Source organism: Streptomyces olivaceoviridis (genome assembly GCF_014650115.1).
In the GTDB taxonomy this organism is placed as follows: domain Bacteria; phylum Actinomycetota; class Actinomycetes; order Streptomycetales; family Streptomycetaceae; genus Streptomyces; species Streptomyces olivaceoviridis.
Genome location: NZ_BMUI01000023.1, coordinates 69,339 through 93,655, shown reverse-complemented (window position 1 = coordinate 93,655; position 24,317 = coordinate 69,339). Strand labels below are relative to the sequence as shown.

Annotated in this window: 29 protein-coding genes, 1 tRNA gene and 3 pseudogenes; 12 read left to right on the top strand and 21 right to left on the bottom strand. The window is 71.7% G+C overall.

Annotated features, from left to right (window positions below; all coding sequences use genetic code 11):
• Positions 1-176: 176 nt before the first annotated feature.
• On the top strand, positions 177-371 hold the full coding sequence (locus tag IE273_RS33070) for a hypothetical protein (RefSeq protein ID WP_103817759.1): 195 nt from the start codon (positions 177-179) through the stop codon (positions 369-371).
• A 3-nt stretch (positions 372-374) separates the two neighbouring features.
• Here IE273_RS33070 and IE273_RS33065 read toward each other — a convergent pair whose 3' ends face one another.
• The 9 genes from IE273_RS33065 to IE273_RS33025 all read right to left on the bottom strand — a co-directional run bounded on the left by IE273_RS33065 (position 375) and on the right by IE273_RS33025 (position 5,842).
• Positions 375-1,154, bottom strand: coding sequence for a hypothetical protein (locus tag IE273_RS33065; RefSeq protein WP_229887777.1), 780 nt, complete (start codon positions 1,152-1,154; stop codon positions 375-377).
• A 49-nt stretch (positions 1,155-1,203) separates the two neighbouring features.
• Positions 1,204-2,145 (bottom strand): RNA polymerase sigma factor SigF, encoded by a 942-nt coding sequence (locus IE273_RS33060; RefSeq protein WP_189818808.1) that lies wholly within the window; start codon positions 2,143-2,145, stop codon positions 1,204-1,206.
• A 336-nt stretch (positions 2,146-2,481) separates the two neighbouring features.
• Complete coding sequence (locus IE273_RS33055) at positions 2,482-3,318, bottom strand: RNA polymerase sigma factor SigF (protein WP_041665339.1); 837 nt, start codon at positions 3,316-3,318, stop codon at positions 2,482-2,484.
• A gap of 175 nt (positions 3,319-3,493) precedes the next feature.
• Complete coding sequence (locus IE273_RS33050) at positions 3,494-3,787, bottom strand: Dabb family protein (RefSeq protein WP_189818807.1); 294 nt, start codon at positions 3,785-3,787, stop codon at positions 3,494-3,496.
• A gap of 10 nt (positions 3,788-3,797) precedes the next feature.
• Positions 3,798-3,977: a hypothetical protein gene (locus tag IE273_RS33045; protein ID WP_014673639.1), complete on the bottom strand. Its 180-nt coding sequence runs from the start codon at positions 3,975-3,977 to the stop codon at positions 3,798-3,800.
• 158 nt (positions 3,978-4,135) lie between these two features.
• A tRNA-Ser gene (locus tag IE273_RS33040) sits at positions 4,136-4,220 on the bottom strand.
• Positions 4,221-4,275: 55 nt separating this feature from the next.
• Positions 4,276-4,707, bottom strand: coding sequence for a tRNA adenosine(34) deaminase TadA (tadA, locus tag IE273_RS33035; RefSeq protein ID WP_015493289.1), 432 nt, complete (start codon positions 4,705-4,707; stop codon positions 4,276-4,278).
• Between the two features lie 59 nt (positions 4,708-4,766).
• Positions 4,767-5,297, bottom strand: coding sequence for a tRNA adenosine deaminase-associated protein (locus tag IE273_RS33030; RefSeq protein WP_132785103.1), 531 nt, complete (start codon positions 5,295-5,297; stop codon positions 4,767-4,769).
• Positions 5,298-5,596: 299 nt separating this feature from the next.
• Positions 5,597-5,842, bottom strand: coding sequence for a hypothetical protein (locus IE273_RS33025; protein ID WP_189818805.1), 246 nt, complete (start codon positions 5,840-5,842; stop codon positions 5,597-5,599).
• Positions 5,843-5,937: 95 nt separating this feature from the next.
• On the opposite strand from IE273_RS33025, the gene upp reads away from it, so the two are divergent.
• Entirely contained in the window at positions 5,938-6,573 is a 636-nt protein-coding gene (gene upp, locus IE273_RS33020; RefSeq protein WP_014673635.1) for a uracil phosphoribosyltransferase, read from the top strand.
• An 88-nt stretch (positions 6,574-6,661) separates the two neighbouring features.
• Here upp and IE273_RS33015 read toward each other — a convergent pair whose 3' ends face one another.
• Both IE273_RS33015 and IE273_RS33010 read right to left on the bottom strand, forming a co-directional pair.
• Positions 6,662-7,300 (bottom strand): LytR C-terminal domain-containing protein, encoded by a 639-nt coding sequence (locus tag IE273_RS33015; protein WP_229887775.1) that lies wholly within the window; start codon positions 7,298-7,300, stop codon positions 6,662-6,664.
• Between the two features lie 108 nt (positions 7,301-7,408).
• Complete coding sequence (locus tag IE273_RS33010) at positions 7,409-7,705, bottom strand: type II toxin-antitoxin system VapB family antitoxin (protein WP_004943146.1); 297 nt, start codon at positions 7,703-7,705, stop codon at positions 7,409-7,411.
• A 113-nt stretch (positions 7,706-7,818) separates the two neighbouring features.
• Between IE273_RS33010 and IE273_RS33005 the strand changes: the two genes are divergently transcribed.
• Positions 7,819-9,381 (top strand): helicase HerA-like domain-containing protein, encoded by a 1,563-nt coding sequence (locus tag IE273_RS33005; RefSeq protein WP_189818804.1) that lies wholly within the window; start codon positions 7,819-7,821, stop codon positions 9,379-9,381.
• A gap of 21 nt (positions 9,382-9,402) precedes the next feature.
• Here the strand turns inward: IE273_RS33005 and IE273_RS44770 are convergent, their stop codons facing one another.
• From IE273_RS44770 to IE273_RS32985, 5 genes and pseudogenes are all read right to left on the bottom strand, one after another.
• Complete coding sequence (locus IE273_RS44770) at positions 9,403-9,528, bottom strand: hypothetical protein (protein ID WP_257726427.1); 126 nt, start codon at positions 9,526-9,528, stop codon at positions 9,403-9,405.
• A gap of 53 nt (positions 9,529-9,581) precedes the next feature.
• Positions 9,582-9,902, bottom strand: coding sequence for a hypothetical protein (locus IE273_RS33000; protein ID WP_229887773.1), 321 nt, complete (start codon positions 9,900-9,902; stop codon positions 9,582-9,584).
• A 249-nt stretch (positions 9,903-10,151) separates the two neighbouring features.
• Positions 10,152-10,847 (bottom strand): HdeD family acid-resistance protein, encoded by a 696-nt coding sequence (locus IE273_RS32995; protein ID WP_189818803.1) that lies wholly within the window; start codon positions 10,845-10,847, stop codon positions 10,152-10,154.
• A 107-nt stretch (positions 10,848-10,954) separates the two neighbouring features.
• Positions 10,955-11,548 (bottom strand): HhH-GPD-type base excision DNA repair protein, encoded by a 594-nt coding sequence (locus IE273_RS32990; RefSeq protein WP_189818802.1) that lies wholly within the window; start codon positions 11,546-11,548, stop codon positions 10,955-10,957.
• Positions 11,549-11,631: 83 nt separating this feature from the next.
• Positions 11,632-11,865 (bottom strand): annotated as a pseudogene (locus IE273_RS32985) (SIP domain-containing protein); the annotation flags it as partial.
• On the opposite strand from IE273_RS32985, the pseudogene IE273_RS43990 reads away from it, so the two are divergent.
• The 3 genes and pseudogenes from IE273_RS43990 to IE273_RS32975 all read left to right on the top strand — a co-directional run.
• Positions 11,861-11,998: pseudogene (locus tag IE273_RS43990) on the top strand (GNAT family N-acetyltransferase); the annotation flags it as partial. The pseudogenes IE273_RS32985 and IE273_RS43990 overlap by 5 nt on opposite strands.
• 368 nt (positions 11,999-12,366) lie before the next feature.
• Positions 12,367-12,774 (top strand): cupin domain-containing protein, encoded by a 408-nt coding sequence (locus IE273_RS32980; protein ID WP_189818835.1) that lies wholly within the window; start codon positions 12,367-12,369, stop codon positions 12,772-12,774.
• Positions 12,728-14,608, top strand: coding sequence for a copper resistance CopC/CopD family protein (locus IE273_RS32975; protein ID WP_189818801.1), 1,881 nt, complete (start codon positions 12,728-12,730; stop codon positions 14,606-14,608). Before IE273_RS32980 ends, IE273_RS32975 begins: the two co-directional genes overlap by 47 nt.
• A gap of 19 nt (positions 14,609-14,627) precedes the next feature.
• Here the strand turns inward: IE273_RS32975 and IE273_RS32970 are convergent, their stop codons facing one another.
• Positions 14,628-15,095: a hypothetical protein gene (locus IE273_RS32970; protein ID WP_189818800.1), complete on the bottom strand. Its 468-nt coding sequence runs from the start codon at positions 15,093-15,095 to the stop codon at positions 14,628-14,630.
• A gap of 97 nt (positions 15,096-15,192) precedes the next feature.
• Entirely contained in the window at positions 15,193-15,666 is a 474-nt protein-coding gene (locus tag IE273_RS32965) for an ArsI/CadI family heavy metal resistance metalloenzyme (protein WP_189818799.1), read from the bottom strand.
• Between the two features lie 78 nt (positions 15,667-15,744).
• Here IE273_RS32965 and IE273_RS32960 point away from each other — a divergent pair, with 78 nt between their 5' ends.
• The 3 genes from IE273_RS32960 to IE273_RS32950 are packed head-to-tail and all read left to right on the top strand — an operon-like array spanning position 15,745 to position 17,643.
• Positions 15,745-16,152, top strand: coding sequence for an ArsR/SmtB family transcription factor (locus IE273_RS32960; protein WP_189818798.1), 408 nt, complete (start codon positions 15,745-15,747; stop codon positions 16,150-16,152).
• Positions 16,149-17,237, top strand: a complete 1,089-nt coding sequence (arsB, locus tag IE273_RS32955) for an ACR3 family arsenite efflux transporter (protein WP_268257526.1) — start codon at positions 16,149-16,151, stop codon at positions 17,235-17,237. The genes IE273_RS32960 and arsB overlap by 4 nt, the downstream gene beginning before the upstream one ends.
• Positions 17,230-17,643, top strand: coding sequence for an arsenate reductase ArsC (locus tag IE273_RS32950; protein WP_189818797.1), 414 nt, complete (start codon positions 17,230-17,232; stop codon positions 17,641-17,643). Before arsB ends, IE273_RS32950 begins: the two co-directional genes overlap by 8 nt.
• 53 nt (positions 17,644-17,696) lie before the next feature.
• On the opposite strand, the pseudogene IE273_RS43985 reads toward IE273_RS32950, so the two are convergent.
• From IE273_RS43985 to IE273_RS32940, 3 genes and pseudogenes are all read right to left on the bottom strand, one after another.
• Positions 17,697-18,023: pseudogene (locus IE273_RS43985) on the bottom strand (phosphorothioated DNA-binding restriction endonuclease); the annotation flags it as partial.
• 316 nt (positions 18,024-18,339) lie between these two features.
• Positions 18,340-19,575, bottom strand: a complete 1,236-nt coding sequence (locus IE273_RS44765) for an SWIM zinc finger family protein (protein WP_268257525.1) — start codon at positions 19,573-19,575, stop codon at positions 18,340-18,342.
• Positions 19,572-22,379, bottom strand: a complete 2,808-nt coding sequence (locus IE273_RS32940; protein ID WP_189818796.1) for an SCO1167/SCO6262 family helicase — start codon at positions 22,377-22,379, stop codon at positions 19,572-19,574. Before IE273_RS32940 ends, IE273_RS44765 begins: the two co-directional genes overlap by 4 nt.
• 264 nt (positions 22,380-22,643) lie before the next feature.
• Here IE273_RS32940 and IE273_RS32935 point away from each other — a divergent pair, with 264 nt between their 5' ends.
• The 3 genes from IE273_RS32935 to IE273_RS32925 all read left to right on the top strand — a co-directional run bounded on the left by IE273_RS32935 (position 22,644) and on the right by IE273_RS32925 (position 23,730).
• A complete protein-coding gene (locus IE273_RS32935) occupies positions 22,644-22,955 on the top strand; it encodes a calcium-binding protein (protein WP_189818795.1) in 312 nt (103 codons plus the stop codon).
• Between the two features lie 128 nt (positions 22,956-23,083).
• On the top strand, positions 23,084-23,332 hold the full coding sequence (locus tag IE273_RS32930) for a type II toxin-antitoxin system CcdA family antitoxin (RefSeq protein WP_189818794.1): 249 nt from the start codon (positions 23,084-23,086) through the stop codon (positions 23,330-23,332).
• Positions 23,329-23,730 (top strand): DNA-binding protein, encoded by a 402-nt coding sequence (locus tag IE273_RS32925; RefSeq protein WP_189818793.1) that lies wholly within the window; start codon positions 23,329-23,331, stop codon positions 23,728-23,730. Before IE273_RS32930 ends, IE273_RS32925 begins: the two co-directional genes overlap by 4 nt.
• Positions 23,731-24,317 lie beyond the last annotated feature (587 nt).

The following is a 24,317-nucleotide window of genomic DNA, read 5'->3' as shown; positions in this document are numbered from 1 at the left end:
ACCATAGGACTGCTTGGTTGCTGAAGGCAAACAAACAGGGGTCCGGCGGCGCAAAAACTTGGCAAAGGCAAGTATTGCGATCGTAAATATGCAGGTGACTGCGGGTGGCGTGCCCCCGTCTGTCCCGGTGGCCCCGCACTTGGGTCGGTCACCAGGATTCGCTAGGGTCTCGGGGCATGGCTAACACCCAGGGCCCCCAGGGCAATTACGACCCCGCAGGCAGCACCCAGATGTTCCGCGCGTTCGTCGACGAGGCCCCCCAGGGCCCCCAGCAGCAGGCGGCCTCCTCCGGCCCCCGGGTCGGTCTGATCATCGGCGTGATCGTGGCGCTCGTGGTGGTGGCCGGCGTCGCCTGGCTGGCGGTCAGGTAGGACTCACCCCCACCGGACGGAGACGTCCCGCGTCTCCACGTGCATACCGAGCGGTACTCGCCAGGCGTCGACGCACACCGTCCAGGTGGGGCTCCTGCGCGCACCCGGCGCCACCGGCACCGGCAGCTCCACGGCCGACTCGACCGTCCCCCAGTCGATCCCGAGCGCGCCGATGATGTGCGTGCCGAAGGTCACCGACCCCGAACGCACGGCCGTACCGCCCGAGTTGCGGAAGGCGACGGTCACCTTCTGGCACCACCGCTTGTCGGTGTCCTCGGTCACCGGGGCGCCCCAGGAGAGGTCGGCGGGTGCGGCGGGGGCCGTCGTACGGCTCGGAGCGGGGGCCGGGCTCGGTGAGGCCGCCGGGCTCGGTGACGCCGTCGGCGGAGTCGTACGACCGTCCGGGCCGCCATGGGGCCGGGGGGTGCCGGGGCCGTCCTCGCCGGTCGGTGCCGGCGCCGGCACCGGTGGGGCGGAGCGCGGGTCACCGGACGGGGCCGATTCCTCCGTACGCGCGGCGGCGCCGGTCCCGCGCGGGGCGTCCCGGGGGGTGCCACGGCCCTTGTCCCCGTCGAGCGGTACGAGGATCACCGACCCGGACGGCGCCGCGGCCGTCGGGCCGCCCGGCCCCGCGCCGACCGCCGTGTAGCCGCCGCCCGGACCACCGCCCGCGCACGCGGCGAGCCCCCCGCCCAGACAGACGACGGCCGCCGACGCTGCCGTAACGGCGCCTCGGCGGCCACGCGTCCATGTCGTCGTACGAAGCATCCCGGCACGAAGCATCCGGTCATGGTGACTGACGCCTCGTCAGATGGGAAGCGGACGGGAAGCGTCAGTCCGAGATCAGACCCTCCCGCAACTGCGCCAGCGTCCGGGTCAGCAGACGGGAGACGTGCATCTGGGAGATGCCGACCTCCTCGCCGATCTGCGACTGGGTCATGTTGGCGAAGAAGCGCAGCATGATGATCCGGCGCTCCCGGGGCGGGAGCTTGGCCAGCAGCGGCTTGAGGGACTCCCGGTACTCCACGCCCTCCAGGGCCGTGTCCTCGTAGCCGAGCCGGTCGGCGAGCGAGCCCTCGCCGCCGTCGTCCTCGGGGGCCGGGGAGTCGAGGGAGGAGGCGGTGTAGGCGTTGCCGACCGCGAGGCCGTCGACCACGTCCTCCTCGGAGACACCGAGCACGGCGGCCAGCTCGGTCACCGTGGGGGAGCGGTCCAGCTTCTGGGACAGCTCGTCGCTGGCCTTGGTGAGGGCCAGGCGCAGCTCCTGGAGCCGGCGCGGGACGCGCACCGACCAGGAGGTGTCGCGGAAGAACCGCTTGATCTCGCCCACGACGGTCGGCATCGCGAACGTCGGGAACTCCACGCCCCGTTCGCAGTCGAACCGGTCGATCGCCTTGATCAGGCCGATGGTGCCGACCTGGACGATGTCCTCCATCGGTTCGTTGCGCGAGCGGAACCGCGCCGCCGCGTAGCGGACCAGCGGCAGGTTCAGTTCGATCAGGGTGTCCCGGACGTACGCCCGCTCGGGGCTGTCCTCGCCCAGCGCGGCCAGGCGCAGGAACAGCGAGCGGGACAGGGTGCGGGTGTCGATGGTGGCCGTGACCTGCGCGGCCGGGACAGCTTCGGCGGCCGGGCCGGCGGCCGGGGACGGCACGGCTTCGAGGGCCGTGACACCCTCGAAGCCGTCGAGGACGTCGAGAGCGTCGAGCTCCTTGGGCGCTGCCTCGCTCAGCGTGGGCGTCAGCACCTTCGAGCTGCCCTGGTCTGCGGACATGCCACCCCCTTTGGGTCGCGGGACGGTCGCGGCGGCGCCGTCTCTTCCGAGCAACGCAGCCTTCACCTGGATACCGGAGCCGGGGCCCCGGCAAACGCGCTTCCCGCAGAATGTCACATGTCGGCAACGCGCTGTACCGACATGTCGACATGTCAGATCGGAATCGGCCCTGCAAACAAGGGGTCTGACGGGATTTCGGAACCGAAGTGTCGGCAACAGCCCTGGTGAGCGATTCGCCCGCGCCGGTTAACGCTCGATCGGGTTTGCGATGCAGTGGTGTTCGGGGCGTGCTTCCGTGCGCCCGCTATGCATCAGCCGCCACGGCGTCTGCTGCGGTTATGCGTCGATCCGATTTGCGGAACGCAGCCGCTGGAAGCTACGGGCGAGGAGGCGTGAGACGTGCATCTGGGAGACGCCGAGTTCCGCGCTGATCTGTGACTGGGTGAGATTGCTGTAGTAGCGCAGGAGAAGGATGCGTTGTTCTCTCTCGGGGAGCTGGACGAGGAGGTGGCGGACCAGGTCGCGGTGTTCCACGCCGTCCAGGGCCGGGTCCTCGTAGCCGATCCGGTCGAGCAGTCCGGGCAGTCCGTCGCCCTCCTGGGCGGCCTCCAGCGAGGTCGCGTGGTACGAGCGTCCTGCCTCGATGCAGCTGAGCACCTCGTCCTCGCTGATCCGGAGCCGCTCGGCGATCTCGGCCGTGGACGGCGAGCGGCCGTAGAGCGTGGTCAGGTCCTCGGTGGCGCTGTTGACCTGCACCCACAGCTCGTGCAGCCGGCGCGGGACGTGGACCGTGCGGACGTTGTCCCGGAAGTACCGCTTGATCTCGCCGACCACGGTGGGCATCGCGAAGGTCGGGAACTGCACGCCCCGGTCGGGGTCGAAGCGGTCGATGGCGTTGATCAGCCCGATGGTGCCGACCTGGACGACGTCCTCCATGGGCTCGTTGCGGGAGCGGAAGCGGGCGGCGGCGTAGCGTACGAGCGGGAGGTTCGCCTCGATCAGCGCTCCGCGCACCCGGTTGTGCTCCGGCGTGCCGGGGGTGAGGTCCTTCAGTTCGGCGAACAGCACCTGGGTCAGGGCCCGGGTGTCCGCGCCGCGGCGCTTCTCGGGGGCCGGTGGGGTCGGAGTGGGCGCCTCTTCCTGGGGCGGCGCAGTACTGGCCGACACGGTCAACGCCACCTCTTCGTCGGTCAATCATCCGTCAAAAGCGGTCATAGCATCACAAGACATGTGCACCGTGTGCAAGCACCCGATAACCTCGTGTTGTGGTTCAAACGCTGATGAATTGGGTACGCATCGCACGAAAAACCCCTCGCCGGAACGACGAGGGGTTCTGGGGGTGCGGGGCTCAGAACGCGTAGTCGGCGATCACCCAGGTGGCGAACTCCCGCCACAGCGCGACGCCCGCCTGGTGGGCCGGGTGCTCCAGATAGCGCTTGAGGGCGTCGGCGTCCTCGACGGCCGAGTTGATCGCGAAGTCGTAGGCGATCGGCCGGTCGCTGATGTTCCAGGCGCACTCCCAGAAGCGCAGTTCCTCGATCTGGCCGCCGAGGGCCCGGAATGCCTCCGCACCCGCCACGACCCGCGGATCGTCGCGCTCGACGCCCTCGTTGAGCTTGAAGAGGACCAGATGGCGGATCATGGGGTGTACCTCAGCTCTTTCCTCCGTGGGCGACCCAGGTCATGAAGTCGCCGACGGCCTTCGCGGCGTCCGATATGCCCTCGAAGCCTATCTGCACGTAGTCGGCCGCCTTGGCCGGATCCGTGATGATCACGTACAGCGCGAAGACCACGAGCACGTACACGGCGATCTTCTTGGCGTTCACCGCCATCGCGGCCTCCCCTGTACCAGCGCCCTCGGGCCCCTGCTGCCCGCCGGCCGCGAGTGTAACGTTCGGCCTCCCGCGTACGGTCAACAGCGCGCCGTCACACGCGGCTTGTGTCCGGAACGCGCGAAAGGCCCCGTCGGTCGACGGGGCCTTTCGGTGAGCGGTAGCGGAGGGATTTGAACCCTCGGTGACTTGCGCCACACTCGCTTTCGAGGCGAGCTCCTTCGGCCGCTCGGACACGCTACCGAGGGAGACCCTACAGCACGGGGGGCCGTGGTTCGAAATCGGTATCCGGCGTGGCTCAGCGGGCCCGGAAGAACTCGGTGAGCAGCCGCGCGCACTCCGCCGCGAGCACACCCTCGATGACCTCCGGCCGGTGGTTGAGCCGGCGGTCGCGCACCACGTCCCACAGGGAACCGGCCGCGCCCGCCTTCTCGTCCCGGGCGCCGTAGACCACCCGGTCCACCCGGGACTGGACGAGCGCGCCCGCGCACATCGTGCACGGCTCCAGCGTGACGACGAGCGTGCAGCCGGTCAGCCGCCACTCCCCGAGCCGGGCCGCCGCCCGCCGGATCGCGAGGACCTCGGCGTGGGCCGTGGGATCACCGGTGGCCTCACGCTCGTTGTGCCCGGCACCGAGCACCGTCGTACCGTCCGGGGACAGCACGACGGCGCCGACCGGGACGTCCCCGCCCCGGACGGCCAGCCCGGCCTCGTCCAGGGCGAGCCGCATCGCGGCCCGCCAGGGGGCCCGCACCGGGTCCGGCGTGCCCCGCGCCCGCTGTGGCGTGGTCAGCGGACGGTCTCCAGCACCTCCGAGGCACCCAGGGCCTCGGCGATCGTGTTCAGCGCGTCGTCGGCGTCCAGCGCGCGCAGCTCCTTCTCGCTGATGCCCAGGTCGTCCAGGATCTCGCTGTCGCCCACCGGGCTGTGCGGTACCGCGTCGGTGGCGGCACCCTCCTCCTCGTCGTCCTCGGACTCGCCGTCCTCGGTGCCGTCGAGGTCCAGGGAGTCCAGGTCCGGGCCGTCGTCCGCGCCGGGCTCCCGGCCGAGCAGCTCGTCGGTGAGCAGCAGCTCCCCGTACGCGCTGCGCTGGGCGGCGGCGGCGTCCGAGACGTAGATGCGAGGGTCGTCCTCGCCGTCCACGCGGACGACACCGAACCAGGCGTCCTCCTGCTCGATCAGGACGAGCACCGTGTCCTCGTCGGGAGAGGCTTCCCGGGCCAGGTCGGCCAGATCCGACAGGGTCTCCACATCGTCGAGCTCTGTGTCGCTCGCTTCCCACCCGTCTTCGGTGCGCGCGAGCAGTGCGGCGAAGTACACCGTGACTCTCCCACTGGTCATAGGCGTGCCGGTTGGGGGTCCCCCCGGCGGAGGTACTTGGGCGGAGAGAGCTGGGCTCCGAGCCCCACCCACTCGGAATCGTGGCAGAAACAAGGCCTCCAGGGGACGTCTTCGGCTCCCTGTGTCTGGCTGTTTCGATCGTGGATCCGTGATCGGCTCACCAGCGCGCTCATTGCCGCCACCTGCGGATCGTACGCGGCTTTTCCCGGCGCTCACGCACGCCCGCCTCCCGACACCGGCGCGAGCGTGGCTCCTTCGTCCCACGAACGGCCCCGGATCTACCAGCGGAACGTCCGCATACGCATCGCGTGGCGCAGCCGTGCGGCCTTGGCGCGCCGGGGCTGGACCCGGGCGCGCAACGCACGGGCCTCGGCGAGTTCACGCAGGAACTGCGCCCGGCGGCGCCGGCGTTCGGTCTCGCTCTCGGGCTTGTCGGAATCGGTCCGCGCGGAGCGCGCAGCGGAGCCGGCCGTGTCGCCGGTGGGCCCGGAGGCGTCCGCGGGCAGGTCAGGCAGGTCAGACACGTCACACCACCCCAGTCCGTCCCTCCCACTTTCCCCCGGATGGCCGGTTTGACGCCAGCGTGAGGGCAGTCCGGGGCGCAGGTACCGTTAGGGGCATGCGTCTCCATGTCGTCGACCACCCCCTGGTCGCCCACAAGCTCACCACGCTGCGCGACCAGCGCACCGACTCCGCGACCTTCCGGCGGCTCGCCGACGAACTGGTCACCCTGCTCGCCTACGAGGCCACGCGGGACGTGCGCACCGAGGCCGTCGACATCCAGACGCCGGTCGCGGTGACCACGGGCGTCAAGCTCGCCCGCCCCCGCCCGCTGGTGGTGCCGATCCTGCGGGCCGGCCTCGGCATGCTGGACGGCATGGTCCGGCTGCTGCCGACGGCCGAGGTGGGCTTCCTGGGCATGATCCGCAACGAGGAGACGCTCCAGGCGTCCACGTACGCCACGCGCATGCCGGAGGACCTCTCGGGCCGCCAGGTGTACGTCCTCGACCCGATGCTGGCCACGGGCGGCACGCTGGTCGCGGCGATCCAGGAACTGATCAAGCGCGGCGCCGACGACGTCACGGCGGTGGTCCTGCTGGCCGCTCCCGAAGGCGTCGAGGTCATGGAGCGGGAGCTGGCGGGGACGCCGGTCACCGTGGTCACGGCGGCTGTCGACGACCACCTCAACGAGCTCGGGTACATCGTGCCGGGGCTGGGGGACGCGGGGGACCGGCTCTACGGGGCGGCGGAGTAGGTCGCCGCCCACCGGGGCGCGACTCGCTCGCCGTGCGCGGGTGCGGGGGCGTGCGTGGTTCTCGCGCGGTTCCCCGCGCCCCTCGCCTTCAGCAGCTCTTCTTCGGAGAGGCCGTCGGAGCGGGCTCGCTCAGCTTGGCCAGGGCCTGATCGGCCGCTCCCTGCTTGGCCAGCCCCTTGAAGGCGTCGCCGATGACGAGGTCGAGATCGGCTGCCTTGCGGCTGTCGGCGCGCAGTTGCGCACCGTCGAGCTGGGTGCCGAGGACGCGCAGTGAGGTGTCCCGCGCGGCGGCGGAGCCCAGGAGTATCCCGGCGCCCTTGACCTTCTTGTCGTACTGCTTCGACGCGTTGCCCACGTCGCCGATCTTGAAGCCGCGTTTCTTCAGCTCGTCCGCGGTGGTCTTGGCGAGCCCCGTGCGCTTGGTCGCGTTGTAGACGTTCACGGTGATCTGGCCGGGCCTGGGCAGGGTGTGCACCTGGGCCGCCGGGGCCGCGGCGGTCTTGGTCCGGCACTCCTTCGCGGAACCCGTCGCCGTGTACTTGTCGCCGCCTCCGGTGAAGACGTCGACGAGCTGGAGCGTGCCCCAGCCGATCAGGCCGAGCGCGGCGACGGACGCCACCGCGACGGCCACGAGCCTGCCGCGCCGCCGGGGCGGACGCATCCGAGGGTATTTGTCCCCCGTGACGCGGTACTGGCCGCCCATGCCGGGGGGAGTCAGCATGCTCATGGGCGCAGCGTAGTGCGCCCGAGCGGCGATGCCTATCAGATGATCAGTCGATGCCGCTGGATGCCGCTCAGCGGAACCCGAAAGGGCCAACGGCCGTGTCGCGCCGGGTCAGTCGAGTTCGAGCACGCGCGCGTGCAGCACCTGGCGCTGCTGGAGGGCGGCGCGGACCGCGCGGTGCAGGCCGTCCTCCAGGTAGAGGTCGCCCTGCCACTTCACGACGTGCGCGAAGAGGTCGCCGTAGAACGTCGAGTCCTCCGCCAGCAGGGTCTCCAGATCGAGCTGCTGCTTGGTGGTGACGAGCTGATCGAGGCGGACCGGGCGCGGCGCGACGTCCGCCCACTGCCGGGTGCTCTCCCGGCCGTGGTCGGGGTACGGCCGGCCGTTTCCGATGCGCTTGAAGATCACACGGAAAGCCTACCGGCCAAGACGTTCCGGGCGCAGCCATGGCGACGGAGTGCGAGGCTTGAAAAGACGGATCAAACCGGGCATATGGGTAACTACGGGGACAGGGGTCGGAGATGAGTGACAGCGAGACCGTGCCGCCCGCCGGCCCGCAGGGGCCGCCCGCACTGCCCGAAGAGGCCCGGAAGATCGCCTCCGGTTACGCCTTCGCCGGCCCCGCGCTCGATCTCGGCGCCCTCCTGTGGGACGGGGCCTGTCGCGCCGACGCGCCGGTCCGCATCCCGCTGCCCGTGCTCAACCGGCACGGGTTGGTCGCGGGCGCCACCGGCACCGGCAAGACCAAGACCCTCCAGCTGATCGCCGAGCAGCTGTCGGCACAGGGCGTGCCCGTGTTCCTCGCGGACATCAAGGGCGACCTGTCCGGCATCGCGCGGCCGGGGCAGCCGAACGAGCGGGTGCGCAAGCGGTCCGCCGACGTGGGCCAGGAGTGGGACCCGGCCGGCTTCCCGGCGGAGTTCTTCGCGCTCGGCGGCCTCGGCCACGGCATCCCCGTACGGGCCACCGTCACCAGTTTCGGCCCCGTGCTGCTGGCCAAGGCGCTCCGGCTGAACCAGACCCAGGAACAGTCCCTCGGCCTGATCTTCCACTACGCCGACACCAAGGGCCTGGAGCTGATCGACCTCAAGGACCTGCGCGCGGTCGTCGCCTTCCTCACCTCCGACGAGGGCAAGGCCGAACTCAAGGACATCGGCGGCCTGTCCGGCGCCACGGCCGGGGTGATCCTGCGCTCCCTCACGGCCTTCGAGGCGCAGGGCATGACGGACTTCTTCGGCGAGCCGGAGTTCGGCACGGCGGACTTCCTGCGCACGGCGCAGGACGGGCGGGGCATCGTCTCGGTCCTGGAACTCGCGGCGGTCCAGGACAAACCGCTGCTCTTCTCGACGTTCCTGATGTGGCTGCTCGCCGACCTCTTCCACGACCTGCCCGAGATCGGCGACGCCGACAAGCCCAGGCTGGTGTTCTTCTTCGACGAGGCGCACCTGCTGTTCGACGACGCGTCCAGGGCGTTCCTGGAGTCGATCACCCAGACGGTCCGCCTGATCCGATCCAAGGGCGTCGGCGTCTTCTTCGTCACCCAGACCCCCAGGGACGTGCCCGGCGACGTCCTCGGCCAGCTCGGCAGCCGCGTCCAGCACGCCCTGCGCGCCTTCACCCCCGACGACCACAAGGCCTTGCGGGCGACCGTGCAGACCTTCCCGAGATCGGCGTACGACCTGGAGGAACTGCTCACCGGGCTGGGCACCGGCGAGGCCGTGGTGACCGTGCTCGGCGAGACCGGCGCCCCGACCCCGGTCGCCGCCACCCGGCTGCGCGCCCCGCGGTCCCTGATGGGCCCGGTGGACCCCGCCGAACTGGACCGGGTGGTCCGTGACTCCCCGCTCCACGACCGTTATGCACAGGCTGTGGACCGCGAGTCGGCGTACGAGAGGCTGAGCGCCGCCCGGCCGGCGGAACAGCCGCCGGAGCCGGCCGCCGCACGCGCTCCCCAGGAGGAGCCGTCGCTGGTCGAACAGGTCGTCAGCAGCGGGATATTCAAGTCGCTGGCCCGTTCGGTCGGCACCCAGCTCGGCCGCGAGATCACCCGTTCCCTCTTCGGCACCGCCCGGCGGAGGCGGTAGCCCGCCCCCGCCGGTGCCGGGTCAGCGGTCCCGTTCCTCGGGCGACCGCTGGGGTTCCGGTGTCCGCTGGTCCGGCCGGGATGCCGTACCGCGCCGGGCCTCCGCGCGCAGCAGGGCGCGCAGGACGGCGTAGGGATCCTTGGGCATGGCTGTGCTGCTCCTTGCGTCGAGCCGACTGACCTTGCGGGGACGCGGGTCCGTCAGCAGCGCAGGACCACCGTGCGCAGCAGGGGCGCGGTGTACGGCGCCCGGGGCGCGGCGGGGCCCGGCCGGGCCGCAGGAACGGCGGGCGCCGGGGCGGGTAGGGGTGCGAGGCGCTCGGGCGTGTCGGCCCGGTGGATCGCGCGGGCGGGCGGTCGTAGCGGTGTGTCGAGGACATCGTGCTCGGCCGTCTCGGCGGCCACGGCGAGATCCGGCACCGCCTGGGCCGGCACATGCGCGCCGGGCACCCACAGGGCGAGGAGCAGCACGAGGACGCGTAGCCAGGTACGGCCCCGAGGCGTGCTCCTGCTCCTGCTCACACCCCCTGTTTTCCCGCGGCACGCGGGAAGCGCAGCACGCCGGGGGCGAGATCCACCCGTCCGGAGTACGTGGGTGGGAGGGAGGTTTACGGCGGGGGCCGTCGCGGGGGCGGGGCGGGGGCGTCGGGCAGGGAGGCACAGCGGGGTTGCGGTGGTCACGGGCGGCGGGGTCCCGGCGGTCGCGGTGGGGGCTGGGAGTGGTCGCGGGAGCGGGCGCGGCGGGGAGGACGGCGTCGGTCGCGGCGGTGGTCACAGGGTCTGCGGTACATGGCGTGCCCGGCGGCGGATGCCGAACGCGGTAACGATCTCCACGATCCCCACCACGACCAGCCAGATCCCGCCGACGAGGGTCAGCACGGCGACCGACTTGAACGGCGAGTCGATGAGCACGATCCCGGCGATGAAGGTCAGGATCCCGAGGAAGATCTGCCAGCCCCGGGCGGGCATCCGGGCGTCGTGCACGGCGGCCAGGGTCTGCGTGATGCCGCGGAAGAGCCAGCCGATGCCGATCCACAGGGCGAGCAGCAGGATCGACTGCATGGGCCCCCGGAAGCAGAACAGGCCGAGCAGGATGGACAGCGCGCCGCTGATGAAGGCGAGGACGCGCAGGGAGGTCGCCCGGTGCGTGCCGAACGCGGACACCAGCTGGAGGACCCCGCTGTACAGCAGGTAGAGGCCGAACAGCACACCGGCGGCCACCAGGGAGGGACCGGGCCAGACCAGCACCAGGACGCCGAGCACCAGCGAGCCGATGCCGGTGAGCAGGACGATCTGCCAGGCGGCCCGCGACAGGGCGTGCAGCGGGCCCTCGAACGGCGGCTCCGGTTCGTGGTGGGCGCCGGGCGGCGCCGCGGCGGGATGGCCGCCCGCTGCCGCCCCCGCGTGAACATGCCGGTCGTCGTACGCACGGTCCCGCTCGGGACCGCTGCTCGGTACCTCGCTCATACCCCATGCTGAGACCGGCCGGGCGGCGTGGGCCAGCGGGATGGGCCGAGCGGGTGGTGGGGGCGGGGCGGCGACCTCCCGGTCGGGGCGTAGGCGGGGGAGGCGGCTTACCTCTTCGCCGCCTTGGCCGCCTTCGCCGCCGCCTTCATCTCCTGTTTGTGGGCGCGGACCTTGGCCAGGGACTCGGGGCCGGTGATGTCGGCGACGGACCGGAAGGACGCCGCTTCACCGTAGGCTCCCGCGGCCTCCCGCCAGCCCTCGGGCGCGACGCCGAGCCGCTTGCCGAGCAGGGCCAGGAAGATCTGCGCCTTCTGCTTGCCGAACCCCGGCAGGTCCTCCAGCCGCCGCAGCAGCTCGGCTCCGCTGTCCACGCCCCGCCAGACCGCCTCCGCGTCCCCGTCGTGGTGCTCGACGAGGTACTGGCACAACTGCTGGATCCGCTTCGCCATCGAGCCCGGATAGCGGTGCACCGCGGGCTTCTCGGAGAGCAGCGCGGCGAAGGCCTCGGGATCCATCGCCGCGATCTCGTGCGCGTCCAGGTCGTCCGTGCCGAGCCGGTCGGCGATGGTGCGGGGTCCCTTGAACGCCCACTCCATGGGAATCTGCTGGTCCAGCAGCATCCCGGTCAGCGCGGCGAGCGCGGAGCGTCCGAGCAGCGCGTCGGCCGCGGGGTCCTGGGCGAGGTGCAGGGTGACGTCCATGCGTCGATGATCCCGCGCGTGGGATGGCTCCGCCCGCCGGGTGGTCACTCGCCCCCGGTGGTCCCCGGCTCGCCCGCCCCAGCTCAGTCCGCGCGCCAGTACCCCAGGGCGTGCACCCGGTGCTTCGGCACACCGAGGTCCCTGCGGACGTGGGCCGCGAGCGTGCGGGTGGTCGCGGTGTCGCAGGCGATCCAGACGTACGGGTGCCGGGTGCCGGCGAGGACGGCGGGCAGTTCGGCACGGACCCGTTCCACCAGGTGGGCGCCCGCGTCCCGGTGCGGCACCGCCCGCATCTCGTGCCGGTCGGCCTCGGTCCTGGACCGCCACCGGATCGTGATCGACCCGGACGTGCGCAACGCCAGGGCCATCGCCCGCTTCGAACGCCAGGGCTTCGAGCGGGGCCCGGCCGTCGTCCTCCCCGAGGTCGACCTGCCCGACGTGTACCTGCCTAGGCCCTGTCGTCAAACTCCCGTCTGCCGCGCGACGCCATGCACGCTCCCCCACTGCCTCAACGGCGTGGGAGGTGCCCCCACTCGCCGCACCGGGCCCCGACCCAAGTACATCCAGTACGAGGGCCGGGGCCCGGCACTCCCCCAGCCTTCGGCCGGGGGGACCCCCAGAGCACGCACCTGACGCCGCGCGGCCCGCCCTCCGGGCGGACGACGGGAGGTTGACGACAGGACCTAGGAAGCACGCGCAACTCGCCTTCCTGGACCGGGCGGCGGCCTTCCCCGGGTGACGGCGCCCGACGAGCTGATCGCGCTCCCCCACGCCCGGCTTCGCTCGCGCGGGGGCACCCCCCCACCGGCCACGAACCGATCCCCCGTGAGGGCGGCCTGTTCCGCCGTACCCGGGCCGGGCCCGCCCGTCCCGACGGCCGTCCCGAGGGCTCCGCCATCGTCGCGCTGCTCACCGGCGCCGACTTCTCCGCCCCGCACCGCCTGCCCGTCGCCGAGACCTGGCACTTCTCCCTCGGCGCCCCCCTCCCACTCCTGTTCCTCGCCCCCACCGGCCGCCTGGGCCGCCCCGAGGACGTGGCCGACGCCCGCGTCTTCCCCGCCTCCCCGCTCGCGACCCGGATCACCGGCCACGACCTGGTCTCGGACCTGGTGAGCACGCGGCCGGTTCCCCTCGTACCTACGGGGAGGCACGGGTGCACGGTGGGAACGGAGGCTGACGGTGCTGCGCGACGCGGACAACGACGGAGCCCACGGCGGGGACCGTGAGCGAGCCCGGGACGGCGGACGGCGACCGCGCGGACGACGCGGCCCGTCCCGGCGTCCGACAGGGACGTTCCTGCTCGTACTCCTCCTCCCCGCGCTCCTCCCCGCCCTCCTCCTCGGCACGGCGCCGCCCGCCTCGGCGCACGCCGTCCTGCGCGCGACGGACCCCGCCGACGGAACCGTCCTGCGCACCGCCCCCCGTCACGTCACCCTCGCCTTCACCGAGTCGGTCGGCCTGCTGACCGACTCCTTCCGGGTCTACGACCCCGCGAACCGCCGCCTCCGCACCGGCCCCGCGGGCCACGCCGCCGGCCGCTCCGACACCGCGCGCGTCACCCTCCCCGCCCGGCTCGCCACCGGGACGTACACGGTCGCCTGGCGGGTGGTCTCGGCCGACAGCCACCCGGTGTCCGGCGCGCTCACCTTCTCGGTCGGGAAACGCACGGCGGCGCCGGCGGCCCTGCCCCCGGACCGCACGGAGAACGGGGCCACCACGGCCCTGCACACCATCGCGCGCTACCTCGCCTACCTCTCCCTGGCTCTCCTCCTGGGCACGGCCGCGTTCGTGGCGTACTGCCGTCCGCCGACGACGGTCCATCTGCGGGCCCCCGCCCTGGCCGCCGCGGTGACGCTGGTGGCCTCCACCCTCGCCGTGTACCTCCTGCGCGCCCCCTACGAGGAGGCGGCCTCCCCGACGACCGCCTTCTCGCTCTCCGCCCTCACCCACACGGCGACGACCCGCCCCGGCCGGCTCCTGCTCCTCCGCCTGGCGCTGCTGCTCCTGGCCGCGGTCGCCGTGGCCCTCCTCGGAACCCGCCGCGTCCACCTCCCGCGCCGCGCCACCCTCGCGGCGGCCACGGCCCTCGCCGTCGCCCTGGCCCTGACCTGGTCGGCGTCCGACCACGCCTCGGCGGGCGTCCAGGTCCCGGCGGCGATCGTCTCGTCCACCCTGCACCTGCTGGCCATGGCGGCCTGGCTGGGCGGCCTGGCCGCGCTCCTGTGGACGCTGCGGCGCACCCCGGAAACGGCTGCCGCCCCGCCGGCCCGGGTCCCGGCCCGCTTCTCCCGCCTGGCGTTCACATCGGTGGTGGTCCTGGTCGTCACCGGCGTCTACCAGTCCTGGCGCGGCCTGGGCTCCTGGCAGGCACTGACCGGCACGACGTACGGCCGCACGCTCCTGGCGAAGCTGGCGGTGGTCACCGCGCTGCTCCTCGCGGCGGCCTGCTCCCGCACCTGGACGGCCCGCCTGACCCGTCCCACGGGGGCCGCCGTCCGCGCCCGCGTCCCCGAACCGGCCATGGGGCCACCACTCCCCGAGCTCCCCCCGGAACCGCCCCCGGACCCGCCCCTGCGCCTCCTGCGCCGCTCGGTCCTCCTGGAGGCGGTGGCCGCCGCGCTGGTCCTGGCCCTGACCACCCTTCTGACCAGCACGGTCCCCGGCCGCGCGGCGACGGAGTCCGCCCCGGCCGTGCCCTTTGCGGCGACGGGCGTCCAGACGGCCTCGGTCATCACGATCCCCTTCGACACCGGCGCCCCCGGTGGCCACGGCAAGGTCCAGATCACCCTGGACCCCGGCCGCGTCGGCACCGACTCCCTCCAGGCGGTGGTCTACGGCCCCGACGGCGGCCTCGCCACAGTCCCCGAGCTGCGCGTCACCCTCACGCTCCCGGCACAGCGCCTGGGCCCCCTGGACACCAGGCTCACCGACCGCGGCGGCTACTGGTCCACCCCCGCCTTCACCGTGCCCCTCCCCGGCACCTGGACGATGAAGGCGACGGTCCGCGTGTCGGACCTGGACCAGGTGACGGTGTCGGCGCCGGTGCGGGTGACGCGGTAGGGGCGAGGGGCCGGCGGGGTCAGACGGTGTGCAGGAAGAGCTGCGGTGACCAGCCCGTGCAGCTTCCGGGCCCCGCCTCGTCGATGGCGCCGGCGCACGCCCTGACCTTGAAGTTCCAGTCACCGCGCGCGGGCGCGTCGACCGTCGCGACCCGGTACTCGCCCATGCGCAGCTGCCAGCTGTACCAGCCGAGCCGTGACGGATACGTGTACCGGACCTCGTAGTAGGAGTAGCGGGGGCTGGAATAGCCGCCGTAGTACACCCTCAGCGTGTTGGCGCACCCGTCGAAGCGGGCACCGGCGTACGGGGTGCCCGCGTACGTGAACCGCTTGGGCGTCCCGCCCAGATCGGTGCCGCCCCCCGGCGCGTACGCGTCCTCGGACGCGCACTGGCCCGCCGGAGCGGAGACAGGCACCCGTGCCCGCGCCGCGGTCGCCGTACCGCCCACGAGGACGACGGGGACCAGCAGAGCCGCGGCAGCAGCCACAACAGGGAACGAACGCCCCAAGGCCCTCACCTCCAGCGAAAGAACCTCAGCCACCACAGTGCACTTTGGCCCCAGAGGCCGCATCCGCTGACCTGGATCACCGGCCGCAGGCGCATCCGGTCGCCGTCGGGGTCTCCTCGGTGCCCTGGCTGGTGCAGCAGCCGTCGCCGGCGGCGTCGGGGCCGGCGCTCTTGCCGAGGGTGTCGGCGTCGGCCTTCACGACGTACACCTCCCACGGCTCCTTGCCGGGGCCGTGCACCCAGACCTTGTCCTGGAGGGCGTAGCAGCAGGCGGTGTCGTTCTCCTCGAAGGTGGCCAGGCCGGCCTCCTCCAGCCGGGTGGTGGCGGCGTTGACCTGTTCGGTGGACTCGACCTCGACGCCGAGGTGGTCCAGGCGGGTCTCCTCCCCGGGCTCGCCCTCGATGAGGACGAGCTTGAGCGGGGGCTCGGTGAGAGCGAAGTTGGCGTAGCCCTCGCGCCGCTTGGCCGGTTCGGTGCCGAACAGCTTCGAGTAGAAGGCGATCGACGCTTCCAGATCACTGACACGCAGGGCGAGCTGAGCGCGAGACATGACGGGCTCCCATCCGGCTGTATTGATAGCTGTCGATGCAAGATTGCGGGTTGGATCGAAGGCTGTCAATATTGAGACATGTCGAATCAAGAGCTGAGGGTGCTCGGTCAGAGCGACGACGCCGGAGCGTGCTGCCCCGGGCTGCTGACCGCGCCCCTGGACGAGGACCAGGCCGTGGAGCTGGCGAAGGTGTTCAAGGCGCTGGGCGATCCGGTGCGGCTGCGCCTGCTGTCGATGATCGCCTCGCGCTCGGGCGGCGAGGTCTGCGTCTGCGACCTGACCCCGGCCTTCGACCTGTCCCAGCCGACGATCTCCCACCACCTGAAGCTGCTGCGGCAGGCGGGCCTGATCGACTGCGAGCGGCGCGGCACCTGGGTCTACTACTGGCTCGTCCCGGAGACGACCGACCGGCTCGCCGGCATCCTGACCCGTCCCGCCGGCGAGCCGCTGCCCGAGGGCACCGCGCCGGCCGGAGCCGCGTCGTGAGCACTGCCACACCCGAAGGGAACGTGGCCGGACGCCTGTCCTTCGTCGACCGCTACCTGGCTGTCTGGATCCTCGCGGCCATGGCAGTGGGGCTCGGACTGGGCCGCCTGGTTCCGGGGCTGGGCGACGCGCTGGCCAAGGTGACCGTGACCGGAGTCTCCCTGCCGATCGCCCTGGGCCTGCTCGTGATGATGTACCCGGTGCTGGCCAAGGTCCGCTACGACCGCCTCGACACCGTCACCCGCGACCGCCGCCTGCTGCTGCCGTCCCTGCTGCTGAACTGGGTGGTCGGCCCGGCGCTCATGTTCGCCCTGGCGTGGCTGTTCCTGCCGGACCTGCCCGCCTACCGCACCGGCCTGATCATCGTCGGTCTGGCCCGCTGCATCGCCATGGTCATCATCTGGAACGACCTCGCCTGCGGCCACCGCGAAGCCGCCGCCGTCCTGGTCGCCCTGAACTCCGTCTTCCAGGTCATCGCCTTCTCGGCGCTGGGCTGGTTCTACCTCTCCGTCCTGCCCGGCCGGCTCGGCCTGGAACAGACCGGGCTGGACGTGTCCGTGTGGGAGATCGCCCGTAGCGTGCTCGTCTTCCTCGGCATCCCGCTCGCGGCCGGCTACCTCACCCGCCGCGTCGGCGAGAAGGCGAAGGGCCGCACCTGGTACGAGACCAGGCTCATCCCACGCATCGGCCCGTTCGCCCTGTACGGGCTGCTCTTCACGATCGTCGTCCTCTTCGCCCTGCAAGGCGACGCCATCACCTCACAGCCCCTCGACGTCGCCCGCATCGCCCTGCCGCTGCTGGTCTACTTCGTCGTCATGTGGGCCGGGTCCATGGCCCTGGGCCGCGCGGTCGGCCTCGACCACTCGCGCGCCACGACACTGGCGTTCACCGCCGCGGGGAACAACTTCGAGCTGGCCATCGCCGTCGCCATCGCCACCTTCGGGGCCAGCTCCGGCCAGGCCCTCGCCGGCGTCGTCGGCCCCCTCATCGAAGTGCCTGTCCTCATCGGCCTGGTGTACGTCGCCCTGTACGCCCGCCGCTACTTCACCGTCCCCGCCCCCCAGGAGGACCCCGCCCATGTCTGACACGGCCGTGCCGTCCGTGCTCTTCGTCTGCGTCCACAACGCCGGACGCTCCCAGATGGCCGCCGCCTTCCTCACCCACCTCGCGGGCGACGGCGTCCAGGTCCGCTCCGCCGGCTCCGCCCCGGCCGGCACCGTGAACCCGGCCGTCGTCGCAGCCATGGCGGAGGTCGGCATCGACATCGCGGCCGAGGTACCCAAGGTGCTCACGGTGGAGGCGGTCCAGGCGTCCGACGTCGTGATCACTATGGGCTGCGGCGACACCTGCCCCGTCTTCCCCGGGAAGCGCTACCTCGACTGGGAACTCCCCGACCCGGCCGGGCAGGGCGTCGAAGCGGTCCGCCCGATCCGCGACGAGATCGAGAAGCGCATCCGCGGCCTGGTCGACGAGATCGCCCCGGCGAACTGACCGTGGGCACGGCCGGCACGTACCGGCTGGGAAGAGTTCGACGCCGCCGAGCTTCCGCAGCACCGATACGTCGCCGTCGACGAGTCGGCCGAGGTGCTCGGCACCAGTTCCCGCATCCGCGGGTCCCGGCGCCTCCGCACGGCCGAAACCTCGGCGGTCTCGGCCTGTTCCAGCTCCAGACCGACGGCTTCGCACAGCTCGTCATGGAGCGAGGCCGGGAAGTTCAGGTCGAGCAGTACCCGCGCCATCTGGCCGAGCAGCGATGGCTCACGTCGCAGCGCCGCCCGCGGCTCGGGCGCCAGGCGTCCTGCCGCTCCCGCGGCCCGCAGCTCTCGTACCCCGCTTCCGGGGCTGCCCGGTCCGCGATCGGTACGCACCTGAGACCAGCACTGAGACCAGCGAATGACGCGAACCCCGGTCGCCATGCGACCGGGGTTCGCTTTCGCAGTTCTGCGGCTGCAGAGGATACGAGATTCGAACTCGTGAGGGGTTGCCCCCAACACGCTTTCCACATGTTCGTCTGGGGGTTCTGGGGCGTACGGCAACGTCCTGACCTGCGGTGCAGCTGGTCCCGGTGAGGGTTCTGAACGGTGCTGTACACCGGTGAATGCAACCAGAACTGCAACCACGGAAGTGGAGCAGCGTGAGTGTGCTCAGCTTCTGCTCGTGATTCCTGGTCAGCGGGGAATCGCCTCCTTACTCCCCGTTCTGCGACCAGGCCGCGGTGAGCGCGGTGACCGGGTCACTGTCGGCTGGTGCCGCGGGCCACCATTCGCCGTCGTCGTCCCGGAGGTAGGGGTACCAGCGGGCGTCGGGGCCCAGACGCAGCTGGATGCCGTGGTGGGTGAGGGTGAGGCGGTTGAGCCAGGCTCTGAGATGTGCGGGGGAGTCGGTCATCTCGGAGAGGGCCGTGTCCAGGGCGGTGCGGGCGGCCTTCATCACCGCCGGGTCGGGGGCGTGGGGCTGTTCGGCGACGGTGATGCCCGTGGGGCCGCCGTGGCGCCAGGCGCCAGTGAGGCGTGCGAAGGCAGTGGGGTTGGTGCCGGTGTTCTGGATCAGGTGGTGGAACCACTCGGGTCCGGGGTTGCCCGCGGCGATGCGGACGGCGTCCTGGTGCTGGGTCAGGTGCAGGTCGGCGGTGTCGCCCGCGAGGAGCCGGGCGGCGCGCGCGGTGACGTCGGCCATGAGGCGTTCCAGGTCCGCGGCGGCCAGGCCGGCGCCGGATGGCGGGGCGACGGGCAGTGCTGCGGTGTGGGCGGCAGGTTCCGGGAGTTCGGGCAGTTCGGGGGGCTCTTCGGCCCAGTGGGCGTACGCGGCGGCGGCCGGAATGCCGGCCGGTGCTGGTGGGACGGCGGTGTCCTGTGCTGCCGTACGGAGTGCGCGCAGCTGGGCGAAGACCTCCTCGCGGCCGCGGCCGCGCAGTGCGAAGAGCACGAATGGGTCGGTGTCGATGGTTGCGGCGATGGCGTAGCAGAGCGCGGCGGCGTGCTTGCAGGGGTGTCCCCAGTCGGGGCAGGAGCACTCCGGATCGAGCTCGGTGGGCAGTGGGAGCAGTGGGACGCCTGCGTGCCGGGCGTCGTCCACGAGTTCGGCGGGCATCTCGTCGTCGAGAAGTGCTGCGAGATGTCCGGCGCGGGCCGCGATCGTCTCGAGCAGGGTGTCCCACTGAGGGGCGGTGAGGACGGGCAGGTGGACCGAGGAGCGGTACGGGCGCGGGCGGCTGCCCTGGACAGCGGCACTGACCTTGCCCGGAGCGACGGTGACCGGGCCGACCATGCCTGCGCGGGCGTAGGTGCGTCCGCGCGCGAGCCGTCCGGCGTCCAGGGTGGAGTCCTCCAGGGCGGCCACCCATGCCTGGCCCCACCAGGTCGAGGCGAAGGCTCGCTTGCCGCGGGCGGGCGCACGGCGCGGACCGGGGACAGCGGGGCTCATGACTGCCTTCCCAGGGCGACGAGTTCGGCGAGGTCGGCGTCGGACAGTTCGGTCAGGGCTGCCTCGCCGGAGCCGACTACGGCGTCGGCGAGGGCGCGCTTGGCTTCGAGCAGCTTGGCCACCTTGCCCTCTACGGTTCCCTCCGCGAGGAGCTTGTGTACCTGGACGGGTTTGTCCTGGCCGATGCGGTAGGCGCGGTCGGTGGCCTGCTCCTCGACGGCCGGGTTCCACCAGCGGTCGTAGTGCACGACGTGGCTTGCGCGGGTGAGGTTGAGTCCGGTGCCCGCCGCCTTCAACGACAACAGGAACACCGGCACTTCGCCGCGTTGGAAGCGGTCCACCATCTCCTCGCGCCGCGCGACGGGGGTGGCACCGTGCAGGAAGAGAGTGGGGACGCCGCGTTCGGCGAGATGCTTCTCCAGCAACGCCGCCATCTGTTTGTACTGCGTGAAGACCAGCACGGATTCGCCTTCGGCGGTGATGGTGTCGAGAAGTTCGTCGAGCAGGTCGAGCTTGCCGGAGCGGCCCCGCAGGGGGGTGGACTGGCGCAGGCTGGTTTCTTTCAAATACTGGGCGGGGTGGTTGCAGATCTGCTTCAGAGCGGTGAGCAGCTTGAGTACCAGACCGCGTCGGGCGATGCCCTCCGACTCCGCGATCTTCGCCATGGTCTCGCGGACCTGCGCCTCGTACAGGCTGGCCTGCTCGGCCGTCAGCGGGACGATGTGGTCGGTCTCGCTCTTGGGCGGCAGTTCGGGCGCGATGCCGGGGTCGGACTTCTTGCGGCGCAGCAGGAAGGGACGTACGAGACGGGACAGGCGCTCGGCTGCCTCGGGATCCTCGCCCGCCTCGATGGCGCGGGCATGCCGGTCACGGAAGGCGGCGAGTGTGCCGAGCAGCCCGGGGGTGGTCCAGTCGAGCAGTGCCCACAGCTCCGAGAGGTTGTTCTCCACGGGGGTGCCGGTGAGAGCGACGCGGGCGAGGGCGGGCAGGGCACGCAGTTCGCGGGCGGTGACGGCGTAGGGGTTCTTGACGTGCTGGGCCTCGTCGGCGGCCACCAGCGACCAGGCTGTCTCGGCGAGCACTTCGCGGTCGCGGCGCAGCACCCCGTAGGTAACCAGGACGATCTCGTCGCCGGCCAGGTCCCCCAGGTGGCGGTCGCCGCCGTGGTAGCGGCGTACGGGCGTGAGCGGTGCGAACCTGGCGGCCTCGCGCTGCCAGTTGCCGAGCAGGGAGGCCGGGCAGACGACAAGGGTGGGGCCCGCGGTGATGGGGTCGCTCTGGCGGTGCAGGTGCAGAGCGAGCAAGGTGATGGTCTTGCCCTGGCCCATGTCGTCGGCGAGACAGCCGCCGAGGCCGAGTGCGCACATCTCAGCCAGCCAGGCCAGGCCCCGCTTCTGGTACTCGCGCAACGTGGCCTTGAGGGTGGCGGGCTGGGGCACGGGGGTGCGGGACTCGGGGTCGCGGATACGAGCCACCAGGTCGCCGAGCGCACCGACCGCCGCACAGGGCACCCGGTCACCGTCCCGCTCGGCCTCGCCGGTCAGCGCGGCGCTCAACGCCTCCATGGGGGTGAGGGGTTCCATCCGGCGGCGCTTGGCACGGGCCACCAGCTTCGGGTCGGCGACCACCCACTGGTCGCGGAGCCGGACGAGAGGACGGCGTGACTCCGCGAGGGCATCCATCTCGGCGTCGGTGAGCGGCTCGCCGCCGAGGGAGATCTGCCAGCGGAATTCGAGAAGGGCCTCGGTGTCCAGCAGGCCGCCCGCGGCGGAACCGGGGGCGGTGCGCCGCCCGATCTCCGCGGTCGCGGTGAGCGCCTTGACCAGGTCGCGCGGCCAGTGCACGTCGACACCGGCCGCGCGCAGCGCGTCCGTGGCATCCCCGAGGAGATCGAAGGCTTCGTCGTCGGTCAACCGGAGCTGATCGGGAGCGGCATCGGCGAGGAGCCTTTGCAGCGGGGGCCAGGCGCGGGCGCCGCGGCACAGGGCGAGCAGGGTCTCGGTCTCGGCGCGCGGGCCGAGCAGCCGCTCCACTTCGGTCGGCTCGCTCCACAGCCGTGCGGCCTCGACGACGAGCGCCGGGTCCGCCGCGGTGTGCAATTGCAGGACCGCCCGAAACTGCCGTCGGCGTCCTTCGGGTACGTCGACGCGCAGGGAGACACTGACCTCGGCGGTGAGCGCCGCCTGGGTCTCCTCGGCCCATTCACGCAAGGCGGGCACGGCACGGGCCTCGCGCCAGACGTACGGCAGCGCTCCCATGGCGAGCGGCGCGGCCGGAGTACGGACCAGGTCATCGGCGACCGCGTCGCAGAACTGGCGTAGCAGCGCAGCCGGTTCGGCGATCCGCACCGGCGCGGGGCCTGGCTCGGGCAGGCAGTGGGCGTGCGGCGGGAAGGCGGCGGCCAGGGCGTCCAGCGTCTGGCGCTGGGCGGCGGTGAAAGGGCCCGCCTGCCAGGTGTCGTAACCGGCGGGGGTGAGGGCCGGGTGGAGGCGGCCGTCGGCGAGCAGCCGCAGCGCGAAGCGAGTGGCGGCCTGCCAGGCGTCGCCGGAGGGATGCGTCGGCTCCGCAATGACCAGGGCGGAGACAGCGACGGCGACAGGCAGCGCGTAACCCTCGACCCTGCGCCGCCTGACCGAGCGGCCGTGCGGCAGAACCAGCTCCACCACCTCGGTCTCGAGGCCGACGGGCGCCATACTGACTTTGGCTGCTGCCCCGGTCGGCTTCCACAGCAGCAGCCGCCCAAGGCGGGCGGGCTCACCGGGCAGGAACACCGCCGCCCAGCCGGCGCCGAGCAGTTCCCGCACGAAGGCGGACGTTTCCCGTCGGGCAAGCGGCGGTGCGCTCTTCGCGCCCGTACTCGGCTCTCGTACGACGACTCGTGCCACTCTCTTCCGTCCTGTCGCTTGCCGGACCCTCCCCTGGGCCGCTCACTACCGAACCCCACCAGGCAACGTCACACGCTGGCAACCGCGGGCCTCGGCTTGACCGCCGGCGACGGTGCCACGACGGGTGAGTCGCTGCTGAACACACCGGTCCCCGGCCGTGCGGTGCAGCGCTACGGTGAGGCCATGAGCACCTGGGACCCAGCCGCGCTGGAGGCGTTGGTCGAGGAGGCCACCGTCGACGCCTACGGTGAGGATGAGCAGCTCACCGGCTTCTTCACGATGATCGAGGAGAGCCTTGCCGTGCCGTTCACCACGACTGTTCTCGGCGTCGAGGTGAGCGTGGTCGGTGTCGATCTGGCCGAGGACGGGCGCATGGTCGCACGTTGCACCCGGGGGCGAGTCCGACAGGACATCGGAATTCTGGACCTGTCGCTGCCGGAACCCGCCCCCGAGGGCTCGCAATGGATCGAGGCACACCGCTACTGGGCCCGCTGAACTGGCGCGTCGTACAACTAACCAGCTGAGCCCCCGCCTGAACAGACAGTCGCCCCGACTGCCGCTGACAGGACCGACTGCGAGGAACAGACAGCACGTAGCGCGCATACCGCAGTATGCTTGCAGCTATGGCTGACACCACGCGCATCACGGTGACGCTCCCCACCGAGCAGGTGGCGGAGTTGAGGAAAATCACGGACAACATCTCCGGCTACGTGGCCGAAGCGGTCGCCAGGCAGATCCGGCACCAGCTCTTGGGGGCCGACCTGCGCAGCCATACGGACGAGCACGGGGCCTTCAGTGAGGAAGAGCTGACCGAGGCGCGGGCGCGGATCTTCGGTGCGACGTCGGCAGCGGGCGGCGCGAGCGCCGCGTGAGCGGGCACATTGAGACCGTCGTCCTGGACAGCGAGGGGCTGTCGGCCTGGGTGGCGCAGGACCGGAAAATTCTGGCGATGTTCCAGGTCTTCCACGACATGGGGGCGGACCTTGTCGTCAGCGCCAACACCATCGTGGAGGTGAGCCACGCCAGGGTGAACCTGCCCCGACTGCAATGGGCACTGTCCCGGGTCAAGGTTGAGCCGATCACGGAGGCAGCGGCCAAGGCGGCGGCCCAACTGCTCAAGGGCGCCGGTCTGCACGGACACAAGTACGCGATCGACGCCACCGTCGCGGAAGCCGCCTTGCGTCAGCCCGGCCCGGTCGCCATCCTCACGTCGGATGTCGATGACATGACCCGGCTGTGCGGCAGCAAGGTCCGGATGATCGGGCTATGACCGCGACATCGTCCCGGGATCCTGGGCAGAGCCGCGTGGATCCGCAGAAACCAGAGTCGCCGCAGGTCAGCCCGCGATGAGTGAACGGGGCATGACCGTGTTCGGTGTCAAAGCTCCTCAGGGTATGCGCCGACGCCGGTCGCCGCGCAGGACCAGAGCGTGTGCCTTTCCTGTTTGAAGATTTGTCCTAAATGTCAGCTGTAAATGCAACCGAAACTGCAACCAGAGCATGACGAAGAGTCGGACCGCAACGAGCGGTCCGACTCTTCGTCTCGCCTGGTCAGGCGGCTGCGGAGGATACGAGATTCGAACTCGTGAGGGGTTGCCACCAACACGCTTTCCAAGTCTGTTGGTGGTCCCGCAGACGTTGTGCTTGGGCGTTCACCGGCGGTCATGCCCGTCCGCTTGCTCAGCGATAGCCGTCGACCGGACTCACCTGAACGGCGATGACCGTCGCTGAATGAGACGGAAACTGAGACGGACAGGCACTGGCTGACCAGGCCTAGCGGTCTAGGCGTGGTCGGCTGCCGCGTTTCGTGTGCACCTGGGCCAGGTACTTCGTCGCGGACTGGGCCGGTCGGGGCAGC

What these genes read in the sequence shown, in the direction of transcription:
- IE273_RS33070 (WP_103817759.1), top strand. Translation starts at nt 177, where the DNA reads ATGGCTAACACCCAGGGCCCCCAGGGCAATTACGACCCCGCAGGCAGC.
- IE273_RS33065 (WP_229887777.1), bottom strand. Translation starts at nt 1,154, where the DNA reads ATGCTTCGTGCCGGGATGCTTCGTACGACGACATGGACGCGTGGCCGC.
- IE273_RS33060 (WP_189818808.1), bottom strand. Translation starts at nt 2,145, where the DNA reads ATGTCCGCAGACCAGGGCAGCTCGAAGGTGCTGACGCCCACGCTGAGC.
- IE273_RS33050 (WP_189818807.1), bottom strand. Translation starts at nt 3,787, where the DNA reads ATGATCCGCCATCTGGTCCTCTTCAAGCTCAACGAGGGCGTCGAGCGC.
- IE273_RS33045 (WP_014673639.1), bottom strand. Translation starts at nt 3,977, where the DNA reads ATGGCGGTGAACGCCAAGAAGATCGCCGTGTACGTGCTCGTGGTCTTC.
- tadA (WP_015493289.1), bottom strand. Translation starts at nt 4,707, where the DNA reads ATGCGGCTCGCCCTGGACGAGGCCGGGCTGGCCGTCCGGGGCGGGGAC.
- upp (WP_014673635.1), top strand. Translation starts at nt 5,938, where the DNA reads ATGCGTCTCCATGTCGTCGACCACCCCCTGGTCGCCCACAAGCTCACC.
- IE273_RS33015 (WP_229887775.1), bottom strand. Translation starts at nt 7,300, where the DNA reads ATGAGCATGCTGACTCCCCCCGGCATGGGCGGCCAGTACCGCGTCACG.
- IE273_RS33005 (WP_189818804.1), top strand. Translation starts at nt 7,819, where the DNA reads ATGAGTGACAGCGAGACCGTGCCGCCCGCCGGCCCGCAGGGGCCGCCC.
- IE273_RS44770 (WP_257726427.1), bottom strand. Translation starts at nt 9,528, where the DNA reads ATGCCCAAGGATCCCTACGCCGTCCTGCGCGCCCTGCTGCGCGCGGAG.
- IE273_RS32995 (WP_189818803.1), bottom strand. Translation starts at nt 10,847, where the DNA reads ATGAGCGAGGTACCGAGCAGCGGTCCCGAGCGGGACCGTGCGTACGAC.
- IE273_RS32990 (WP_189818802.1), bottom strand. Translation starts at nt 11,548, where the DNA reads ATGGACGTCACCCTGCACCTCGCCCAGGACCCCGCGGCCGACGCGCTG.
- IE273_RS32965 (WP_189818799.1), bottom strand. Translation starts at nt 15,666, where the DNA reads ATGTCTCGCGCTCAGCTCGCCCTGCGTGTCAGTGATCTGGAAGCGTCG.
- IE273_RS32960 (WP_189818798.1), top strand. Translation starts at nt 15,745, where the DNA reads ATGTCGAATCAAGAGCTGAGGGTGCTCGGTCAGAGCGACGACGCCGGA.
- IE273_RS32950 (WP_189818797.1), top strand. Translation starts at nt 17,230, where the DNA reads ATGTCTGACACGGCCGTGCCGTCCGTGCTCTTCGTCTGCGTCCACAAC.
- IE273_RS44765 (WP_268257525.1), bottom strand. Translation starts at nt 19,575, where the DNA reads ATGAGCCCCGCTGTCCCCGGTCCGCGCCGTGCGCCCGCCCGCGGCAAG.
- IE273_RS32935 (WP_189818795.1), top strand. Translation starts at nt 22,644, where the DNA reads ATGAGCACCTGGGACCCAGCCGCGCTGGAGGCGTTGGTCGAGGAGGCC.
- IE273_RS32930 (WP_189818794.1), top strand. Translation starts at nt 23,084, where the DNA reads ATGGCTGACACCACGCGCATCACGGTGACGCTCCCCACCGAGCAGGTG.